This is a genomic window from Maricaulis sp. CAU 1757, from assembly GCF_054482675.1.
This window is the reverse complement of sequence record NZ_JBTLRI010000001.1, coordinates 1,230,481-1,246,355: the sequence shown is the minus strand read 5'-3', so window position 1 is coordinate 1,246,355 and position 15,875 is coordinate 1,230,481. Positions and strand designations below refer to the sequence as shown.

Sequence of the window (15,875 nt, the reverse complement as noted above, 5' to 3'; positions counted from 1 at the left end):
GATCAGGCGGTGGCTTTTTGCGCCGCGGGGGGCTCGGGTGCGAACTCGACCCGGTTGCGGCCGGTCTCCTTGGCCACGTAGAGCGCGTCGTCGGCCAGCTGGAGCAGGGTTTCCCCGGTTTCCAGGGAACCGTTTCCGAGCAACGGAGCCACGCCAAGGCTGGCGGTGACCGGGATGTCGGCCCCGGCCTCGCTTTTCAGGCGCAGAGCGGCGATGGCAGCGCGGATGCGCTCGGCGGCCCGGGCCGCGGCGCTGCGGCTTGCGCCCGGCAACACAACGGCAAACTCCTCGCCGCCCAGGCGCCCGAGCAGGTCGCGCTCGCGCAGGCAGCGCTGAACCGTTGTTACGGTCTCGATCAGCACGGCATCACCGGCGGCATGGCCGTGCGTGTCATTGATGGTCTTGAAGTGGTCCAGATCGACCATGATCACGGACAGGTCGCTGCCTTCCTTGCCGGCGCGGTCGACCTGGACTTCCAGGTACTGCATGAAGGCGCGGCGGTTTGCGGTGCCGGTCAGGCTGTCAGTCTCAGCCATGCGGCGGAACTGCTTCTGCATGCGCACCAGCCGCGAGGCGGCACGCAGGCGGGCCCGCAATTCGGTCATGTTGACCGGCTTGCGGATGAAGTCGTCGGCCCCGGCATCAAGCGATTCCTCGAGCCGGCGATCCTCGCCGGACGCGGTCAGCACGATGGTGTAGACGGATTTGGTCTCGCTGTCGGACTTCAGCGTCCAGCACGCCTCGAGCCCGTTCACGGCCCCGACCTCAATGCCCGTCAGGAATATGTCGATCGGCATGGCGCGAAGGGTTTCGAGGGCTTGCTCGGCGCTGGAAACGGTATGGACCTTGTAGCCGGCCTCTTCGAGAACCCGGCTCAGAATGCGCACCTGCACCTGGCTGCTTTCGCAGATCAGGACCGACAGCACCTCGTCGAAGGACATGCCTTCATCGATGAGCTTAGGCGGTGCCGGTCTGGCAGGCTGTCCTGCGTTTGACATTCCCGGTCGTCTCCTTGCCCCAGTATTCCTTTGCGTGCTTCCACGCAGCCCCGCCTCGCTTGTAGCGGTGAAAAGGATAACATCCAATCAACACGCCTGCCGGGCGTTGGCCTCCCGGGCGCTAGCCGGCCGCCAACCCCGCCCATTCGGCTTGCACATCGGGATCCGCCTCGTGCCCGGCCCGTTCCGCCGCCTCGGCTTTCGCCTGGTCGGGCGCCAATTCGCCGAGGGCCCAGACGGCGGCCCCGCGCACCAGGGCCGATGCGTCGTCAAGCCGCTCGAGCGCGCTCGGCACGAGCGATCGATCACGGGAATTGCCGATGGCAATCATGACATTGCGTACGAAACGATCCCGCCCGACACGCTTGATCGGCGAGGCGGTGAAGACCTGGCGGAAGGCCGCATCGTCGAGGGCGGCGAGGTCCGCCAGCAGCGGGCCGCGCAATTCCGGACGGGGATGGAAAGCCGCCTCTACCGAGGTGGTGGCGAACTTGTTCCACGGACACACGGCGAGGCAGTCGTCGCAGCCATAGATGCGATTGCCCATGGGGCGGCGGAACTCGATCGGGATCGGCCCCTTGTGCTCGATCGTCAGGTAGGAAATGCAGCGCCGGGCATCAAGCCGGTAGGGGGTCGGGAAGGCGTCGGTGGGGCACACGTCGAGACATTTGCGGCACGAGCCGCAATGGTCGCTCTCGGCCGCATCGGGTTCGAGCTCGGCGGCGGTCAGCATGACCCCGAGAAAGAGCCAGGATCCGTGCGCCCGGCTGACCAGATTGGTGTGCTTGCCCTGCCAGCCCAGACCGGCCTTTTCCGCCAGCGGCTTTTCCATCAGCGGTGCCGTGTCGACGAACACCTTGACCGCCTCGCCGGTGGCCTCGGCAAAGGCCCGGGCCAGGCGCTTGAGGCGCTTCTTCAGCAGGTCGTGATAATCGGCATTCTGGGCGTACACGCTGATCACGCCCTCGCTGCGCCGCTCGAGCAGAGGCATCGGGTCAAAATCCGGCCCGTAATTGAGCCCGACCACGACCGCCGAACGGGCGTCCGGCCACATCGCGGTGGGATGCTGGCGGCGCTCCAGTGTGTCCGCCATCCAGGCCATCTCGCCGTGCTGGCCCTCGGCGACGAATTGCGCCAGCCGCTGCCCGGCCAGCCAGGCCTCGTCGGCACGGCATATGCGGACATCGGTGAAGCCGATCTCGACAGCCAGGGATTTGACGGCGTCGGGTGTCATCGCGACGGCCCCTCGCTCTAGAAGTCCAGGTCCGCATAGTGCGCCGCCGGCGTGACCCCGGGCAGCTTGTCGGCCAGCAGGCCGCGGAAGGCGGGGCGGCATTTGACCCGCTGGTACCAGGATTTGACGGTTTCGAACTCGTCCCACGGCACGTCACCGAGATAGTCGGCGCAGGACAGGTGGGCGGCGGCGGCGATATCGGCCAGCGTGTAGCGCGGACCGGCCAGGCCGTCGCGGCTTTCCAGGAGCCAGGCCATGTGGTCGAGGTGCCAGCGCAGATGCTCCCGCCCGGCCCGCAGGGCGGCCGGGTCGGGCGAGCCCAGGCCCTGGGTGCGCTTTTCCAGCTTCTCGTGCAGCAGGTAGGCGTTGACCTCGCCGTCATACTTGCGGTCGAACCAGTCCAGCAGGCGGCGCGCCTCGGCGCGCTCGGCCGGGCCGCCGGGCAACAGGCAGGGACTGGGCGTGGTCTCCTCGAGATATTCGAGAATGGCCCGCGTCTCGACGATGACCCGGCGCCCGCCACCGCTCTCGTCTTCAAGCACCGGAGTCAGGCCGGCCGGGTTGAGCTTCAGGAGCTCTTCCGGGCGCTCCCAGGGTGCCGCCGTGCGGGCTTCGTGGCGCAGCGACTTCTCCTCCAGCACGAGGCGGACCTGGCGGGAGAACGGGTCGAGGGGCCAGTGATGCAGGATGCGCATGCTCAGCGCCTCCCCACAATTCCCAGGACGGACCGGTCAGCGCTCATCACCGGCCTCCTGGCGCTGGAAGAATTCGGCACCGTGCGGTTCGGCGGCACCGACCGGGTCGACATGGATGAGGATGTCGGCGGCCGGATAGGCCTCGAGGATGCGGCGTTCGCAATCGACCAGGATGGCGTGGGCCTCGGCCAGGGAGAGACCGGGATCAACGCCCATGTGGAACTGGATGTGGATCAGCGGGCCGGAGGCGCGAGTGCGCAATTCGTGCAGGTTGAGAATGCGCGGATCGCTCAGCGCGACGCGGCGGATGCGTTCGCGTTCGTCGTCGGGCAGTTCGCGGTCCATCAGCTGGTCGACGGCACCGCGCGCCACCTGCCAGGAGGTCCAGAACAGCCAGAGCGACACGGCCAGCGCCGCCAGCGCATCAAGCCGGCCCCAGCCCAGGAAAACCGAGCCGGCGATGCCGGCGATCACCACGACATTGCTGGCCAGGTCGGAGAAGTAGTGCGCCCGGTCTCCCTCGATGGCGACCGAGCCGGACTTGGCGATGGCACGGGTCTGGATGACCACCAGGCCGATGGTCAGCACGATCGACAGCACCATCACCCCCAGGGCCCATCCGGAAGCCTCGATGGCGACCGGATTGATGGCATGGCTGATGCCCTCGCGCAGCAGCAGGGCGGCGGACACGGCCACGAACAGGGCCTGGGCCACGCCGGCGAAAGCCTCGGCCTTGCCGTGGCCGAAGCGGTGCTCGGCATCGGCCGGCTCGGCGGCATAGCGCACGGCGAAATAGACGGTCACCGAGGCGGTCAGGTCGAGCAGGCTGTCGGCCATCGAGGCGAGCAGCGCCACCGAGCCTGACATCCACCAGACCACGGCCTTGGTCAGGGTCAGCACCAGGGCGACGGCCACCGAGGCCCGGGCGGCGCGACCGGAATGTTTCAGCGCCTCGGCCGGGCTCAGGCGGCCGGGGCCGCCGGAATGGGATGCGTGGTCGTGGGGCATGCAATATCCTTCAGGCCCTCCGGTTTAGGGCGCGCTGCAAAGCGGCGTCAATGATGGCGCGCGCCCGCGCAAGGGCGCATTGCAGGCTGGCCTTCCTCGGCCAAGTGGGAAAGTATGCCCGCTTCCCTCCGGCGCGGACTGTCCCCATGAGCCTGTTCTATCTCGTCCTGCTTGCCCTGGTTCAGGGCATCACCGAGTTTCTGCCGATCTCGTCTTCGGCGCACCTCATCCTGGCCCCGGATGTCCTGGGTGAAGCCGACCAGGGCCCATTGATCGACATCATGGCGCATGGCGGCTCGCTGCTGGCGGTGCTGGTCTATTTCCGCCGCGACGTGGCGGGCATCATCGCCGGCAAGATCAAGCTGGTCACGGGCCGGATCACGCCGGGCGGACGCATCACCCTGCTGATCTTCGCCTCGATGCCGCCGATCTTCATCGCCGCCGCCGGGCTCTACGCCTTCGACCTGGTGGACGCCCTGCGCTCGCCGCTGGTCATCGCCATCGCCACCCTGGTGTTCGCCCTGCCGCTGTGGCTGGCCGATCGCTATGGCAGGGAGGTCGACACGGTAGAGACGATGGGCTTCAAACAGGCGGCGCTGATCGGCGTGGCCCAGCTGTTCGCCCTGATCCCCGGCGCCTCGCGCTCCGGCGTCACCATGACCGCCGGCCGGGCGCTCGGCCTCAAGCGCGCCGACAGCGCCCGCTTTTCCATGCTGATGGCGATCCCGGTGATCGGCGCCTTCGCGCTGGTCTCGGGCATCGAGCTGGCCCTAGGCGACGGCGGTACAGCGAGCCTCGCCGACGGGCTGGTGGTCGCCAGCCTGTCCTTCATCGCCGCCCTCGCCGCAATCTCGGTGCTGATGCGGCTCGTGGACAGGGTCGGTTTCCTGCCTTTCGTGATCTACCGGGTGGCGCTGGGCCTGGCGCTGCTGGGCTGGCTGTGGCTGGGGTGAGGCCGGAAATTTCGCCGGCGGATTCAACCCGTCGAGCGCCCTCGCTCTTCACTGCCTGATCATTCCCCTATCGGCAGGGGTCAGCCTTGTTTCCTCGCCAAGCCAAGGGCCTCAAGGCGAAATCCCGGCATGGCAACAAGGCCGATCTGAGCGCAGGCGCGCTCAATGGTCACGGACGAGAGAAAGGGCGGGACCACCGCCCCGCCCTGCCAACAATCTGTCTTGTTCTGTCAGCCCTACCCGGTCCGGCCGAGCCAGTCCGCCACTCGCCGGTAACGCCGCGCATCGGGCTCATTGTCAGCTGCCACAGCCGCCTCGCGCAGCTCGACCGCCAGGGCCGGATCGCCAGCCTCTGCGTCTACCGCAGCGCGGGCCCGCTCCAGCAGACCCGCCCCGATGGCGTCGCCGCGCTCGAGCTGGTCGAGATAGGCGTGCGCGACGACTGGGTGGTCGGGCCATTCGAAACGGACCTGGACCTGCGGGTTGGTTTCCTCGAAGCGGATCAGTTCGGCCGCGGCAATCTCGTTGCGGCTGAGATGGACGCTCGGCTGCAGCGCCAGCACGTCGATGCCGCGCACGATCTCCGGCGCGTAGATGCGGCCATTGTGCCAGTAGGCCGCCCAGTGACCGCCCAGGTAGAGCTCCTCGCCGTCGAGCGGGCCGCGGTCGAAGAAGGCGATCTCGACCGGATTGGCCGGATCGGTGAAGTCGAACACGGTAAGGCCGCCGGAATACCAGCCCTGGACCATGATGTCGCGACCCGGCACCGGGATCAGGGCACCATTGTGGGCGACGCAGTTCTCCTGCTCCGACTGGGTGTTGGGGATCTTGAAGTAACTTTGCGCCTCGAGGCCGTCCTCGCCCAGCGTGGCAATGATGTTGGCACCCCACTCGTCCGGGTCCTGCGACCGGCAACGCGCCCCCAGACCGCCGCCCCACTCGTCGGTGAAGACGACGCTGGTGGCGTCATTGTTGAACAGGGCGGCATGCCAGTAGGCCATGTTGGAATCCGACATCTCGGCGATCCGGGTCGGGTTCACCGGGTCGGAAATGTCGAGGATGATGCCATTGCCCGAGCAGGCGCCGGCGGCCAGTCCCATGTCGGGATAGACGGTGATGTCGTGACACTGGTTGGTGACACTGGACTCCTGGCCGTCCTCCTCGATAGCGCCGCCGCGCCACAGGCCGGCGATCTCGCCGGTCTCGGCGTCGGCAAAGATGCGCGGACGGTTGACGATGGCCGCCTCGGCCGGATTGGCCAGCGGCACGGCGATGACGTCGATCGAGTACAGCGCGGTGTCCGGATTTTCCTCCGGCTCGCCATCCGAGCAGATGTCCAGCTCGTCGGTCGGGCGCACGCCGGCAGTGCCGGAATTGTAGATGTAGAGCGTGTCAGCATCCTCGCCGCCGGGCACCAGGGTATGGGTGTGCGAGCCGCGGCAGGTCTGCACCGCCGCGACCTGGCGCGGATTGGCCATGTCGGCGATGTCGAAGATCTGGACGCCGCGGAAGCGGTCGGCGCTGACCTCGTCCTCGACCGCCTCGGTGCCACAGTCCAAACGCGCGCGATTGTCCTCGACGGACCGGAAGACCAGGTCACCATGGATGCTGACATCACCCTGGCCGCCCGGACAGACCACGGACAGGACATGCTCGAGCGTGCCGTCCTCGCGGCTCTCGAACACATTGAAGCCGTGCCAATTGCCCATGACCACGCGATTGCCGGAAATCGCCATGTCCGAATTGGCAAAGGAGATCGGGCTTGGCGGACGCTCGGTCTCCTCGCCGGCCTGCTGGGCCTCGAACAGCGCCCCCTCGACGGCCGGCGACCACAGGGCATCGGTCTGGACGAAACCCTCAGGCGTGCGCTCGGAGTGGATCAGGGTCAGGTTCCAGACCGCCTCGCCGGCATCCCACAACCCCGGCGCCAGGCCTTCGCGGCTCGGCGGCGTGGCTGCATTGGCGGCATCGCGCGGCTCGGCGATGGCCGGGTCGTCCGGCAGGCCTTCCTCGCCGCTGTCGCGCGAACAGGCGCCCACGGCCAGGGCCAGGGCGATGGCTGCCAGTGATGCAGAACGTTTGAAATTGGTCATGGTCTCCCCCTCAGCCGATGTCGGCCAACATGTTACGCATTCTCAGGATTTCTGTGGACTGGTCGGCCACAACGGCCGACAGGAATTCGGACAGTTCGGGATCCTCGCCGGCGCCCGGCTGGGCCATCAGGGCGTCGACCATGTCGAGCGCACCCTGGTGGTGACGGATCATGCCGCGCAGGTAGAGCCGGTCGAACTCGACGCCCTGGCTGGCCGCCAGCCGCGCCATGTCGGCCGGTGACAGCATGCCGGGCATGAGCGGTGTTTCGGACGGCGCCGCCGGTTCCGGCATGTCGGCCATGGCGTGGCCGGAATGATGGCTGGGCATGGCGGTGGCTTCGTTGCGGCGCTCGAGCCAGGTGCGCATCATCGCCATCTCGGTTTCCTGAGAGCGGGCGATGCGGTCGGCCATGCGGAGCAGGCGTTCCGTGTCCGTGCGGGTCTCGGCCAGCTGACCCATCTCCACCGCCTGGGCGTGGTGGACGATCATGTGGCGCATGAAGTCGGCATCCGCCGCGACATACCGGCTCTGCCCCAGCGCCAGGGATTGCTCGGCACTGATCGCGCGCGACGCCTCGCCCGGCGCGCCGGGCTGGATGATGCGGGCAGACGCCCCGGCCTCACCGTCGCCCGGCCCAGTCGGCCGGGACGGGTCTTGGCCGCAGGCGACCATCAGCACCGCCATCGAAACGGCAGCGGCAGCGCCCCATGGCCTCGTGCGATCGGATCCGGTGGTGACCATCATTTCCCCCTGCCACGGAGAATTGGCCAAGGCCGGGGCAAAGGCAAGCCGCCTCCACCCTCTATCCGTTTGCCGCGCCCTGTTCTGCCGCCTCCAGCTTGCGCAGGGCCTTGTAGTCGGAGCTCAGGCTCTTCCACAGGCTGAAGCAGCAGACCAGGAGAATGAGGGTGAAGGGCAGGCCGGCGGAAATGGCACCCGCCTGCAGCGCCTGCAGGGCCTGAGCCCCGCCGCCATAAAGCAGCATGGCGGCCACCAGGCCTTCCACGGTCGCCCAGAACACGCGCTGCGGCACCGGGGCGTGCAGTTTGCCGCCGGCGGTGATGCTGTCGATGACCAGGGAGCCGCTGTCCGAAGAGGTGACGAAGAAGACCAGCACCAGGATCACGGCGAGGCCGGAGATGAGCTGGGTCATCGGCAGGTTTTCCAGCATCTGGAACAGCACCAGCGAGATGTCGCTGATGCCGTCGGGCAGCGCGCCGATACCGTTCTCGGCCTGGTACAGGGCCGTCTCGCCGAAGGTGGAGAACCACAGCACTGTGACCACCAGCGGCACGAAGATCACCGCGGCGAGGAATTCGCGCACCGTGCGGCCCTTGGAAATGCGGGCGATGAACATGCCGACGAAGGGCGACCAGGAAATCCACCAGGCCCAGTAGAAGATGGTCCAGCCGTGGAACCACTCCATGTCGTCGCGCCCGATCCAGTTGGACAGCGGGATGAAGTCGCGCAGATAGGCCAGCGTGTTGTCGAGTACACCGCTGGCGATCAGGGCTGTCGGGCCGGCGACCATGACGAACAGCATGAAGACGGCGGCCATCACCATGTTGACGTTGGACAGCACCTTCACCCCGCCATCGAGCCCGCGCACCACGGAGATGATGGCGATCAAGGTGATGAAGGCGATGATCAGGATCTGGACCATGATGCCGGCATCGATGCCGAACAGGAATTCCAGGCCACTGGCGACCTGCTGGGCACCGAGCCCCAGGCTCGTGGCCAGGCCGAACAGGGTGGCGACCACGGCCAGAAGGTCGATGATGTGACCCGGCCAGCCCCAGATCCGGTCCCCCAGGAGCGGATAGAAGGCCGAGCGCACGGTCAGCGGCAAGCCCTTTGAAAAGGTGAAATACGCCAGCGCCAGGCCCATGACCGCATAGATCGACCAGGCATTGAGACCCCAGTGGAACATGGTCGCGCTCAGAGAAAGCTGGTGCGCCGCCTCGGTGCGCGCCTCGACGCCGAGCGGAGTGCCAAACCAGCCGGTGTAGTAGGCCAGCGGTTCCGCGGCGCCCCAGAACATGAGGCCAATGCCGATCCCGGCCGAGAACAGCATGGCGAACCAGGACTTGGTGGAGAAATCCGGCCTGGCCTCACGGCCCCCAATGCGCAGCCGCCCCATCGGCGAGAGCATGACGACGAGGCAGAACAGGAAGACCAGGTTGACGCTCGAGACGAACAGCCAGTCGAAGGTGCGCAATACCCAGTCGCGGGTCGCCAGCAGCCATAGCGATGTCAGGTCGGGCATGGCCAAGGTGAAACCGATGAACACCGTCATGGCGAGCGCCGCCATGAAGAAGACCGGGTTGTGCACGTCGAGGCCGAGCAGCGAGACATTGTCCTGTCCGGTCTCGTAATCGGTCTTGTAGAAACGCTTGGGCATGATCAGGCCTTGTAAGTGCTGAGGGCCGGGCCGAGCGCCTCGCGCAGGGGCGCGAGATGGGCCTCGAAGGGGCGCCAGGATTCCAGACCCGCCGTATTGATCGGCTGACGAACCTGCTCGGAGCTGGCCGTGCGGACGGCGCGGTCGGTGGCATGGAAGTCGAGGCAGGAGGCCTCGAACGGCAAGCCGCAATGATCGAGGATGCGCCGGACCTGGGTCTCCAAATCGTCGACCACGTCCTCGTAGTGGACCCGCAGCACCTGGCCGGGAAGCACCCGGTCCCAATGCGCCATCAGGTCGACATAGCCCCGATAGTAGCGCCCGACCTCCTCAAGGCCATAGGTGAATTCCTGGCCCTCGGCGAAGAGCTGCTTGAAGCCGGAGAAACAGCAGGCCATCGGCTCGCGCCGGGCATCGATGATGCGGGCATTGGGCAGGATCAGTTTGATCAGGCCGATATGCCTGAAGTTGTTGGGCATCTTGTCAGTGAAGAAGGGCGCTCCGGCGCGGTGGATACGGGTCGAGGCGAGATACTCCCGGCCCATCTCGCGCAATTGGTCCGGCGACAGGTCATGCAGGATGCGCGGGTAGCGCGTCCGGTCTGTCATCATCCGGCGGCCGCGCAGGCGGTGCGCCATCGACAGGATGTTGGGCAGCTCCAGCGTGCCGTCGACCTGGCTGTGAGAGGCCAGGATCTGCTCCAGCAGGGTCGAGCCGGCGCGCGGCAGGCCGACGATGAAGATCGGATCGGGGGCCGGATCGCCCTGCCCGCCCTGGACCGCGAACAGGTCGCTGGTGCACCAGGTCTTCTGGGCCGCGAACTCCTCCTCCATCTGCTCGGACGTATAGCGCGCCTGCTGGCGCTTGAGCGAATTGCCGCGCTCATAGAAGGCGAAGGCACGATCGGCATCGCCGGCGTCCTCCCAGGCCTTTCCGAGGGCGAAACAGAGATGGATGCGGTCCTGGTGCGGCAGGCCGACACCGGCTTCCAGCGCTTCCATGCGGCGGCGTTCGGCGGCGTCGAAGCGGTAGGTCTTGAGATTGGCCAGGGCGTACCAGGCATCGCCGTGATCGGGGCGGATCTCGACGGCCCGGTGATAGGCCGCCACGGCGTCGTCGTGCCGCCCCATGGTCTTGAGCGCATGCCCCTTGGACGTCAGCACCAGCGGGTCGTCAGGACGCTGTGACAGCACCGCGTCGAACAGGGACAGGGCCCGCTCGTAATCGCCGGTCTGCATGCATTCAATGGCAAGATGGGAGTTGAACACGGGACTGTCCGGATCGCTGTCATGCAGCCGTCGGGCCTGCTCCAGAGCCGCCTCGAATTTCTGGCGTTTGCGCAGAACCTGAACGTAGTCGAGCCTGACCTGGATATTGTCGGGCTCGAATTCGAGGGCGCTTTCGAGCAGGAATTCGGCGTCGTCAAGGACGCCGAGGCGAACCCCGATCTCGGCCAGCAGGCGCATGGCCTCGACATGGCGCGGATGCTTGACCAGGAAGCCGCGGCACAGCTGTTCCGCCTTCAAAAGCTTGCCTTCAGCCAAGAGGTTGGTGACCGCAACCACCTCTTTCGGCAAGGCCAGCAGGCGCTCGGCCTGCTGCGTGGCGTGCGCCGCGGCCTCGTCGGCCCCGAGTTCGCGATGAAGCTCGGCCTGGGCCTGCCAGCTGGCCAGCAGGGCCGGGTTGAAACGGCAGGCCAGGGCATAGGCGTCGAGGGCCTCGCCGGTTCGTCCCTGCGCTTTCAGCAGGTGGCCCTCTTCCTGATAGGCGCGGCCATATTCCGGGGCTGCGCGTTTGAGCGCGGCGAGACGTTCGGCAGCCGCGGCATAGTCCTTCCGGTAGCGCTCGCAGACCGCTGCCGCATAAAGCGCCTCGACATGGTCCGGGACGGCTTTCAGGACCGGCTCCAGGGCCCGGGCCGCGCTTTCGAACTCACCCGCCATCAAGGCCTTGCGGGCGCGCTTCACGGTCTCGTCATGACTGTCGCTGTGGACGTCCTGCGGCGGCACGGTCAATCCGGGCTCCTTGTGACACACAGGCCAGCGCGCCTCGCGGCACGCTGACCTGTCAGCACTCTAGCGGTTGCAATGCTCGCCTAGAAGTCGACGCCCACGCGCACGCCCCAGGTCCGCGGCCGGGCCACGGTGACACGCTCGCGGTCATAGACGAAATTATTGCTCATCTGGGCGTGCTCATTGGTGAGGTTGTCAACGAACAGCTCGACCCGCCACTGGTCGGTGGTGACGCCGGTGGAGAAGTGAGCCAGCGTATAGCTGTCGAGCACCGCCTTGTTGATCTCGATGACGTCGCTGACACTGTCGTCGGAATGCACGATCTGCGGCTGCACATGGGCCAGCCAGCCATTGCCGATCGTCCACTCATAGCGAGCCCGCAGATTGGCCTGGAAGTTCGGTGCAAAAGCCAGCTCGGAGCCGGCCACCACATCATTGGTCGGCACCAGCACCTCTGTGATCTCGGTGTCGAGGATCGAGAAGGCACCGGCCACGGTCAGGCCCGGCATCTCGTTCGGCGCCCAGATGAAGTCACCCTCGATACCGCGGATCTCGGCATTGGCCGCATTGTCCGAGAAGAACAGGTTGGTGATGCTCGGATCGAAGATCGTGGTCTGCAGGCGCTCCACATCGACAAAGAAAGCCGAGCCGTTCAGGCGCAGCGTGTTGTCGAGCAGGTCGGTCTTCCAGCCGATCTCGTAATTGGTCACGTCATCGGTATCGAGCGCGAAGGGCACGGTATAGCCGTTCGGGCCTGCCGCGCCGCCCGGCCGGTTCAGGAGGCCCGGCCGGAAGCCTTCCGAATAGGTGGCGTAGAACAGGGTCGAGACGGTGGGCCGCCACGTGCCGGTCAGCTTGGTGATCACGCCGTCGGTCCGCGCCGCATCGGGCGCTGCCAGGGCGGCGGCGACGGAGGCCGGAATGCCCGGCGTGTTGGGGTCGGTGTAGGTGATATGGTCGGCCGTGTTGCACGAGCCGCGGAAAGTGACCGCCCCGTCACCGTTATAGAGGTCGGAAATGTCCGTACCGAAGGCATCGGCGTCCGACTGGAAGCCGTTGCAGAACGAGGCATTGGCGCTGCCGGCCAGGTCGACTTCGATATCATACCAGCGCGCCCCGACGGTGACCGAGAAGGTCTCCGTGAGGTCATAGGTGAACTCGCCGAACACGGCCTGCTGCTCATCGGTCCGCAGCACGTCATTGCGGAAGATGACGCCGGGCGGGAACGGGCCGGGGTCCGAGAAATAGCCTGTGGTGAAGGGGAAGTTCGGCGTGAAGCCCGGCCCCGGATTCCACAGCTGCGCGCTCAGCGAGCCGGGATAGGTGAAGTCATTGCGCTCGGCCAGTTCGAGGTCGGAATAGAACACCCCGGCCGTCACCCGCCAGCGCCGGTCCTGCGGCGTGGTGACCCGGAATTCATGGGTCTGGACCTTGGTTTCGGTCAGGCTGTCGACATAGAGGTTGGGCGCCTGGCAGGTGCCCGACGGGTTGGCCGCGCCGGGATAGCTCACCGAGCCGTCACAGATGTAGTAGGGCAGGTACTGGCCGACGAAGAGATAGTCGGTGTAGTCGACGCGCTGGGTGGTTTCGCGGTCGGTATAGGCGCCCGTGTAGACGATATCGAGCATGCCCAGCCGGCCCTCGAGGGTCCAGCTGGTATTGGAGAACTCGTCGTCGATCTGGTCGTCGGCGAAGCGCTGGATCTCGTAATCGTCGAGCTCGGGATCTTCGAAGAACACGCCCTCGGATTCCATCTGCTGGCGGGAATGGCTGACCAGCAGGCTCCACTCCGGGCTGAGATCCCACAGGCCGCTGACCCGGAAACCGTTATAGCTCGTGTCGTTGAAATCATCCTCGACCAGCGCCGTGTTGTCCGCTTCCAGGAAGGTGACGCCGGACAGGTCGGCGGTCGACTGGAAGCCGGCCCGCTGCGGGCTGACCGGAACGCCATTGTCCCGCATTGTGCCGGCCGGCCGGAAGCGGGCCGAAGCCGAGGCGTCGCGGGTCCCGGCGACATTGTCGATATAGCCGCCCTGATTGTCGGAATAGACCACGCCGCGCAGGGCAAAGGTGTCGGCCAGCGGCAGGTTGACCACCGCTTCCACCTTGTTGCTCATCTCGCCGCCCTCGGTGAAGGACGTGCCGAAACTGGCCGAAGCCTCGAACTCGCCCATCACCGGGCGGTTGGTGATCAGGCGCACCGTGCCGGCCTGGGAGCTGGACCCGTACAACGTGCCCTGCGGCCCGGGCAGCACCTCGATGCGCTGCAGGTCGGCGGCATAGATGTCGAGGTTCCTGCCCGGCTGGGCCAGCGGCTGCTCGTCGAGATAGAAGGCGACATTGGGGGCCAGGCCGGCCACGCCGGCGGTGGTCAGATTGGGTGTCGTCGAGGCCAGGCCACGGATGTAGATGGTGCTCTGGCCGGGACCGGAGCCGCCGGCGGTGACGCCGGGCAATTGCTGAAGGTAATCGGTGAACACGTCGACGCGCAGCTCCTCGAGCACGCTTTCCGGCATGGCGTTGACCGCCACCGGGATATCCTGGGTCGATTGCTCCGTCTTGGTCGCGGTCACGGTGATCACGTCGACCCCCTGGGCCAGGGTGGCGCCTCCGCCAAGCGCAAGCAGGGAGGCGGCGGACAGTACCGTGGAAGCTAGGGCGCGTTGTTTCAGCATCGGAGCTCAGGCCTTTCAATCAGCTAGACTGAATGGGGGTCTAAGCGATAGCGGCCGGTGTGCCTAGATTTTATTTGAACACGAAGAAGAAATGCCGGCCTGAATCGCGCCGGTGGCAGAAGGAAACCATCTCTCGGTGCTTACAGTCATGTAAAATCAGCAACCTATATGTGTTGCAGCAGAACAACAGCGACCAACTAAGTGGAATGTGCTCAATCTTTTTGGCCCGCCAGCGCACGACCGAAAAGCCGCTGGCGCGGGACCGGCCGCGCCTCGGAAGTCGCGGCATTCCATCACCCCGCCCCGATCCGAACTCGACCATCACTCTTGCCGGCCCCGCCGACATAGTGCCCATTGCCGAACAGGTGAGACGGCTTGGGGACCAGCAATCATGATGTTTCGGGCAATTCTCTGGGGCATGCTTGCCTCCGCGGTGACACTCTTCGCTCCGGCCCCGGCCCAGCCGGCCGAACCCGACGGGCCGGCCCTGTCGGACATCGGGATGCAGGACACCGAACAGCTCGCCCCGGCCCTGCCGGCCATCCTGCCCCTGCGCGAGCGGGCCGAGCTGATTGACGCCATCCTGGCCGACCGCCTGGACCGGGTCATGCCGCAGATCATGCGCGAGAACGGCGTGTCGATGTGGCTGTTGATGGCACGCGAGTATTTCGAGGAACCGGTGGTCGCCTCGCTGCTCGACGCCAACAGCATGCACGCCCGGCGCCGCACCATACTGATCTTCTTCGACCCCGGCGACGGACAGCCGGTCGAACGCCTGACGGTCAGCCGCTACGGCCTCGCCGGCCTGTTCGAACCGGCATGGGATCCGGACGTGCAACCCGATCAGTGGCAGGCCGTGGCCGACATCATCGCCGAGCGCGACCCGGCCACCATCGCCATCAATACCTCCGATCTGACCGCCTTCGGCGACGGCATGACGCTGAGCCAGTACCGCGCGCTGACCACGGCGCTGCCGCAGCCGTACCAGGAGCGCATCGTGTCCGGCGAAACCCTGGCCGTGCGCTGGCTGGAAACCCGCACGCCGATGGAGATGGAGCTCTATCCCGGCATCGTGCGCATCGCCCACGCGCTCATCGGGCAGGCCTTCTCGCGCGCCGTGATTACGCCGGGCGAGACCACGGCGGACGATGTCAGATGGTGGTATCGCGAGTCGCTTTCGCGGCTCGGCCTGGCTCCCTGGTTCCACCCCTCGGTGACGATCCAGCGCGCCGGCGAGGTCGACATGTTGCGCGGCGACACGGTGATCGAGCCCGGCGATCTGCTGTGGACCGATTTCGGCCTCACCCATCTGCGCCTCAACACCGACACCCAGCACCTCGCCTATGTTCTCAAGCCCGGCGAAAGCGAGGCTCCCGAGGGCCTGCGCCGCGGCCTCGCCGTGACCAACCGGGTGCAGGACATCCTGCTCGCCCAGTTCGAGACCGGGCTGAGCGGCAATGAGGTGCTGGCGCGGGCCCGGACCCAGGCGGAGGCGGAAGGTCTCGACGTCTCCATATACACCCACCCGATCGGCACGCACGGCCACGGCGCGGGCACCGCGATCGGTTTCTGGGACAATCAGGACGGCGACCCGCGAGGAGCCTATCCGATCCATGCCGACACGGCCTGGTCGATCGAGCTGACATCCTACAGCGCCGTGCCCGAGTGGGATGGCCAGCGGGTGGATTTCCGGTCGGAGGAGAATGCCTTTTTCGATGGCGAACGGGTGCGCTTCCTGGACGGACGCCAGACCGAGCTGACGCTGATTCCCTCGGGCGACTGACCGGGCCGGGCGGTCGCGCTCA

Annotated in this window: 11 protein-coding genes; 2 read left to right on the top strand and 9 right to left on the bottom strand. The window is 66.6% G+C overall.

What is annotated here, in order from left to right; translation table 11 throughout:
• Nucleotides 1–2 precede the first annotated feature (2 nt).
• The 4 genes from ACXYMR_RS05850 to ACXYMR_RS05835 all read right to left on the bottom strand — a co-directional run bounded on the left by ACXYMR_RS05850 (nucleotide 3) and on the right by ACXYMR_RS05835 (nucleotide 3,935).
• Nucleotides 3–998, bottom strand: a complete 996-nt coding sequence (locus ACXYMR_RS05850) for a GGDEF domain-containing response regulator (RefSeq protein ID WP_458941824.1) — start codon at nucleotides 996–998, stop codon at nucleotides 3–5.
• Between the two features lie 121 nt (nucleotides 999–1,119).
• Entirely contained in the window at nucleotides 1,120–2,232 is a 1,113-nt protein-coding gene (gene queG, locus ACXYMR_RS05845) for a tRNA epoxyqueuosine(34) reductase QueG (RefSeq protein WP_458941823.1), read from the bottom strand.
• 17 nt (nucleotides 2,233–2,249) lie between these two features.
• On the bottom strand, nucleotides 2,250–2,927 hold the full coding sequence (gene fzlA / locus ACXYMR_RS05840) for an FtsZ-binding protein FzlA (protein ID WP_458941822.1): 678 nt from the start codon (nucleotides 2,925–2,927) through the stop codon (nucleotides 2,250–2,252).
• 36 nt (nucleotides 2,928–2,963) lie between these two features.
• Nucleotides 2,964–3,935: a cation diffusion facilitator family transporter gene (locus ACXYMR_RS05835; RefSeq protein ID WP_458941821.1), complete on the bottom strand. Its 972-nt coding sequence runs from the start codon at nucleotides 3,933–3,935 to the stop codon at nucleotides 2,964–2,966.
• Nucleotides 3,936–4,081: 146 nt separating this feature from the next.
• On the opposite strand from ACXYMR_RS05835, the gene ACXYMR_RS05830 reads away from it, so the two are divergent.
• Nucleotides 4,082–4,888, top strand: a complete 807-nt coding sequence (locus ACXYMR_RS05830) for an undecaprenyl-diphosphate phosphatase (protein ID WP_458941820.1) — start codon at nucleotides 4,082–4,084, stop codon at nucleotides 4,886–4,888.
• A 236-nt stretch (nucleotides 4,889–5,124) separates the two neighbouring features.
• Here the strand turns inward: ACXYMR_RS05830 and ACXYMR_RS05825 are convergent, their stop codons facing one another.
• The 5 genes from ACXYMR_RS05825 to ACXYMR_RS05805 form a co-directional block, all read right to left on the bottom strand.
• Entirely contained in the window at nucleotides 5,125–6,981 is a 1,857-nt protein-coding gene (locus ACXYMR_RS05825) for an LVIVD repeat-containing protein (RefSeq protein WP_458941819.1), read from the bottom strand.
• A gap of 10 nt (nucleotides 6,982–6,991) precedes the next feature.
• Nucleotides 6,992–7,726: a DUF305 domain-containing protein gene (locus tag ACXYMR_RS05820; protein ID WP_458941818.1), complete on the bottom strand. Its 735-nt coding sequence runs from the start codon at nucleotides 7,724–7,726 to the stop codon at nucleotides 6,992–6,994.
• A 58-nt stretch (nucleotides 7,727–7,784) separates the two neighbouring features.
• Nucleotides 7,785–9,383 (bottom strand): BCCT family transporter, encoded by a 1,599-nt coding sequence (locus ACXYMR_RS05815; protein WP_458941817.1) that lies wholly within the window; start codon nucleotides 9,381–9,383, stop codon nucleotides 7,785–7,787.
• A 2-nt stretch (nucleotides 9,384–9,385) separates the two neighbouring features.
• The gene (locus tag ACXYMR_RS05810) at nucleotides 9,386–11,392 is read right to left on the bottom strand and encodes a tetratricopeptide repeat-containing sulfotransferase family protein (protein WP_458941929.1); all 2,007 of its coding nucleotides are present in this window, start codon (nucleotides 11,390–11,392) and stop codon (nucleotides 9,386–9,388) included.
• Nucleotides 11,393–11,478: 86 nt separating this feature from the next.
• Nucleotides 11,479–14,070, bottom strand: a complete 2,592-nt coding sequence (locus ACXYMR_RS05805; protein ID WP_458941816.1) for a TonB-dependent receptor — start codon at nucleotides 14,068–14,070, stop codon at nucleotides 11,479–11,481.
• A gap of 391 nt (nucleotides 14,071–14,461) precedes the next feature.
• On the opposite strand from ACXYMR_RS05805, the gene ACXYMR_RS05800 reads away from it, so the two are divergent.
• Nucleotides 14,462–15,853 carry a M24 family metallopeptidase gene (locus ACXYMR_RS05800; RefSeq protein WP_458941815.1) on the top strand — a complete coding sequence of 464 codons (1,392 nt, stop codon included), beginning with the start codon at nucleotides 14,462–14,464 and terminating at the stop codon, nucleotides 15,851–15,853.
• Nucleotides 15,854–15,875 lie beyond the last annotated feature (22 nt).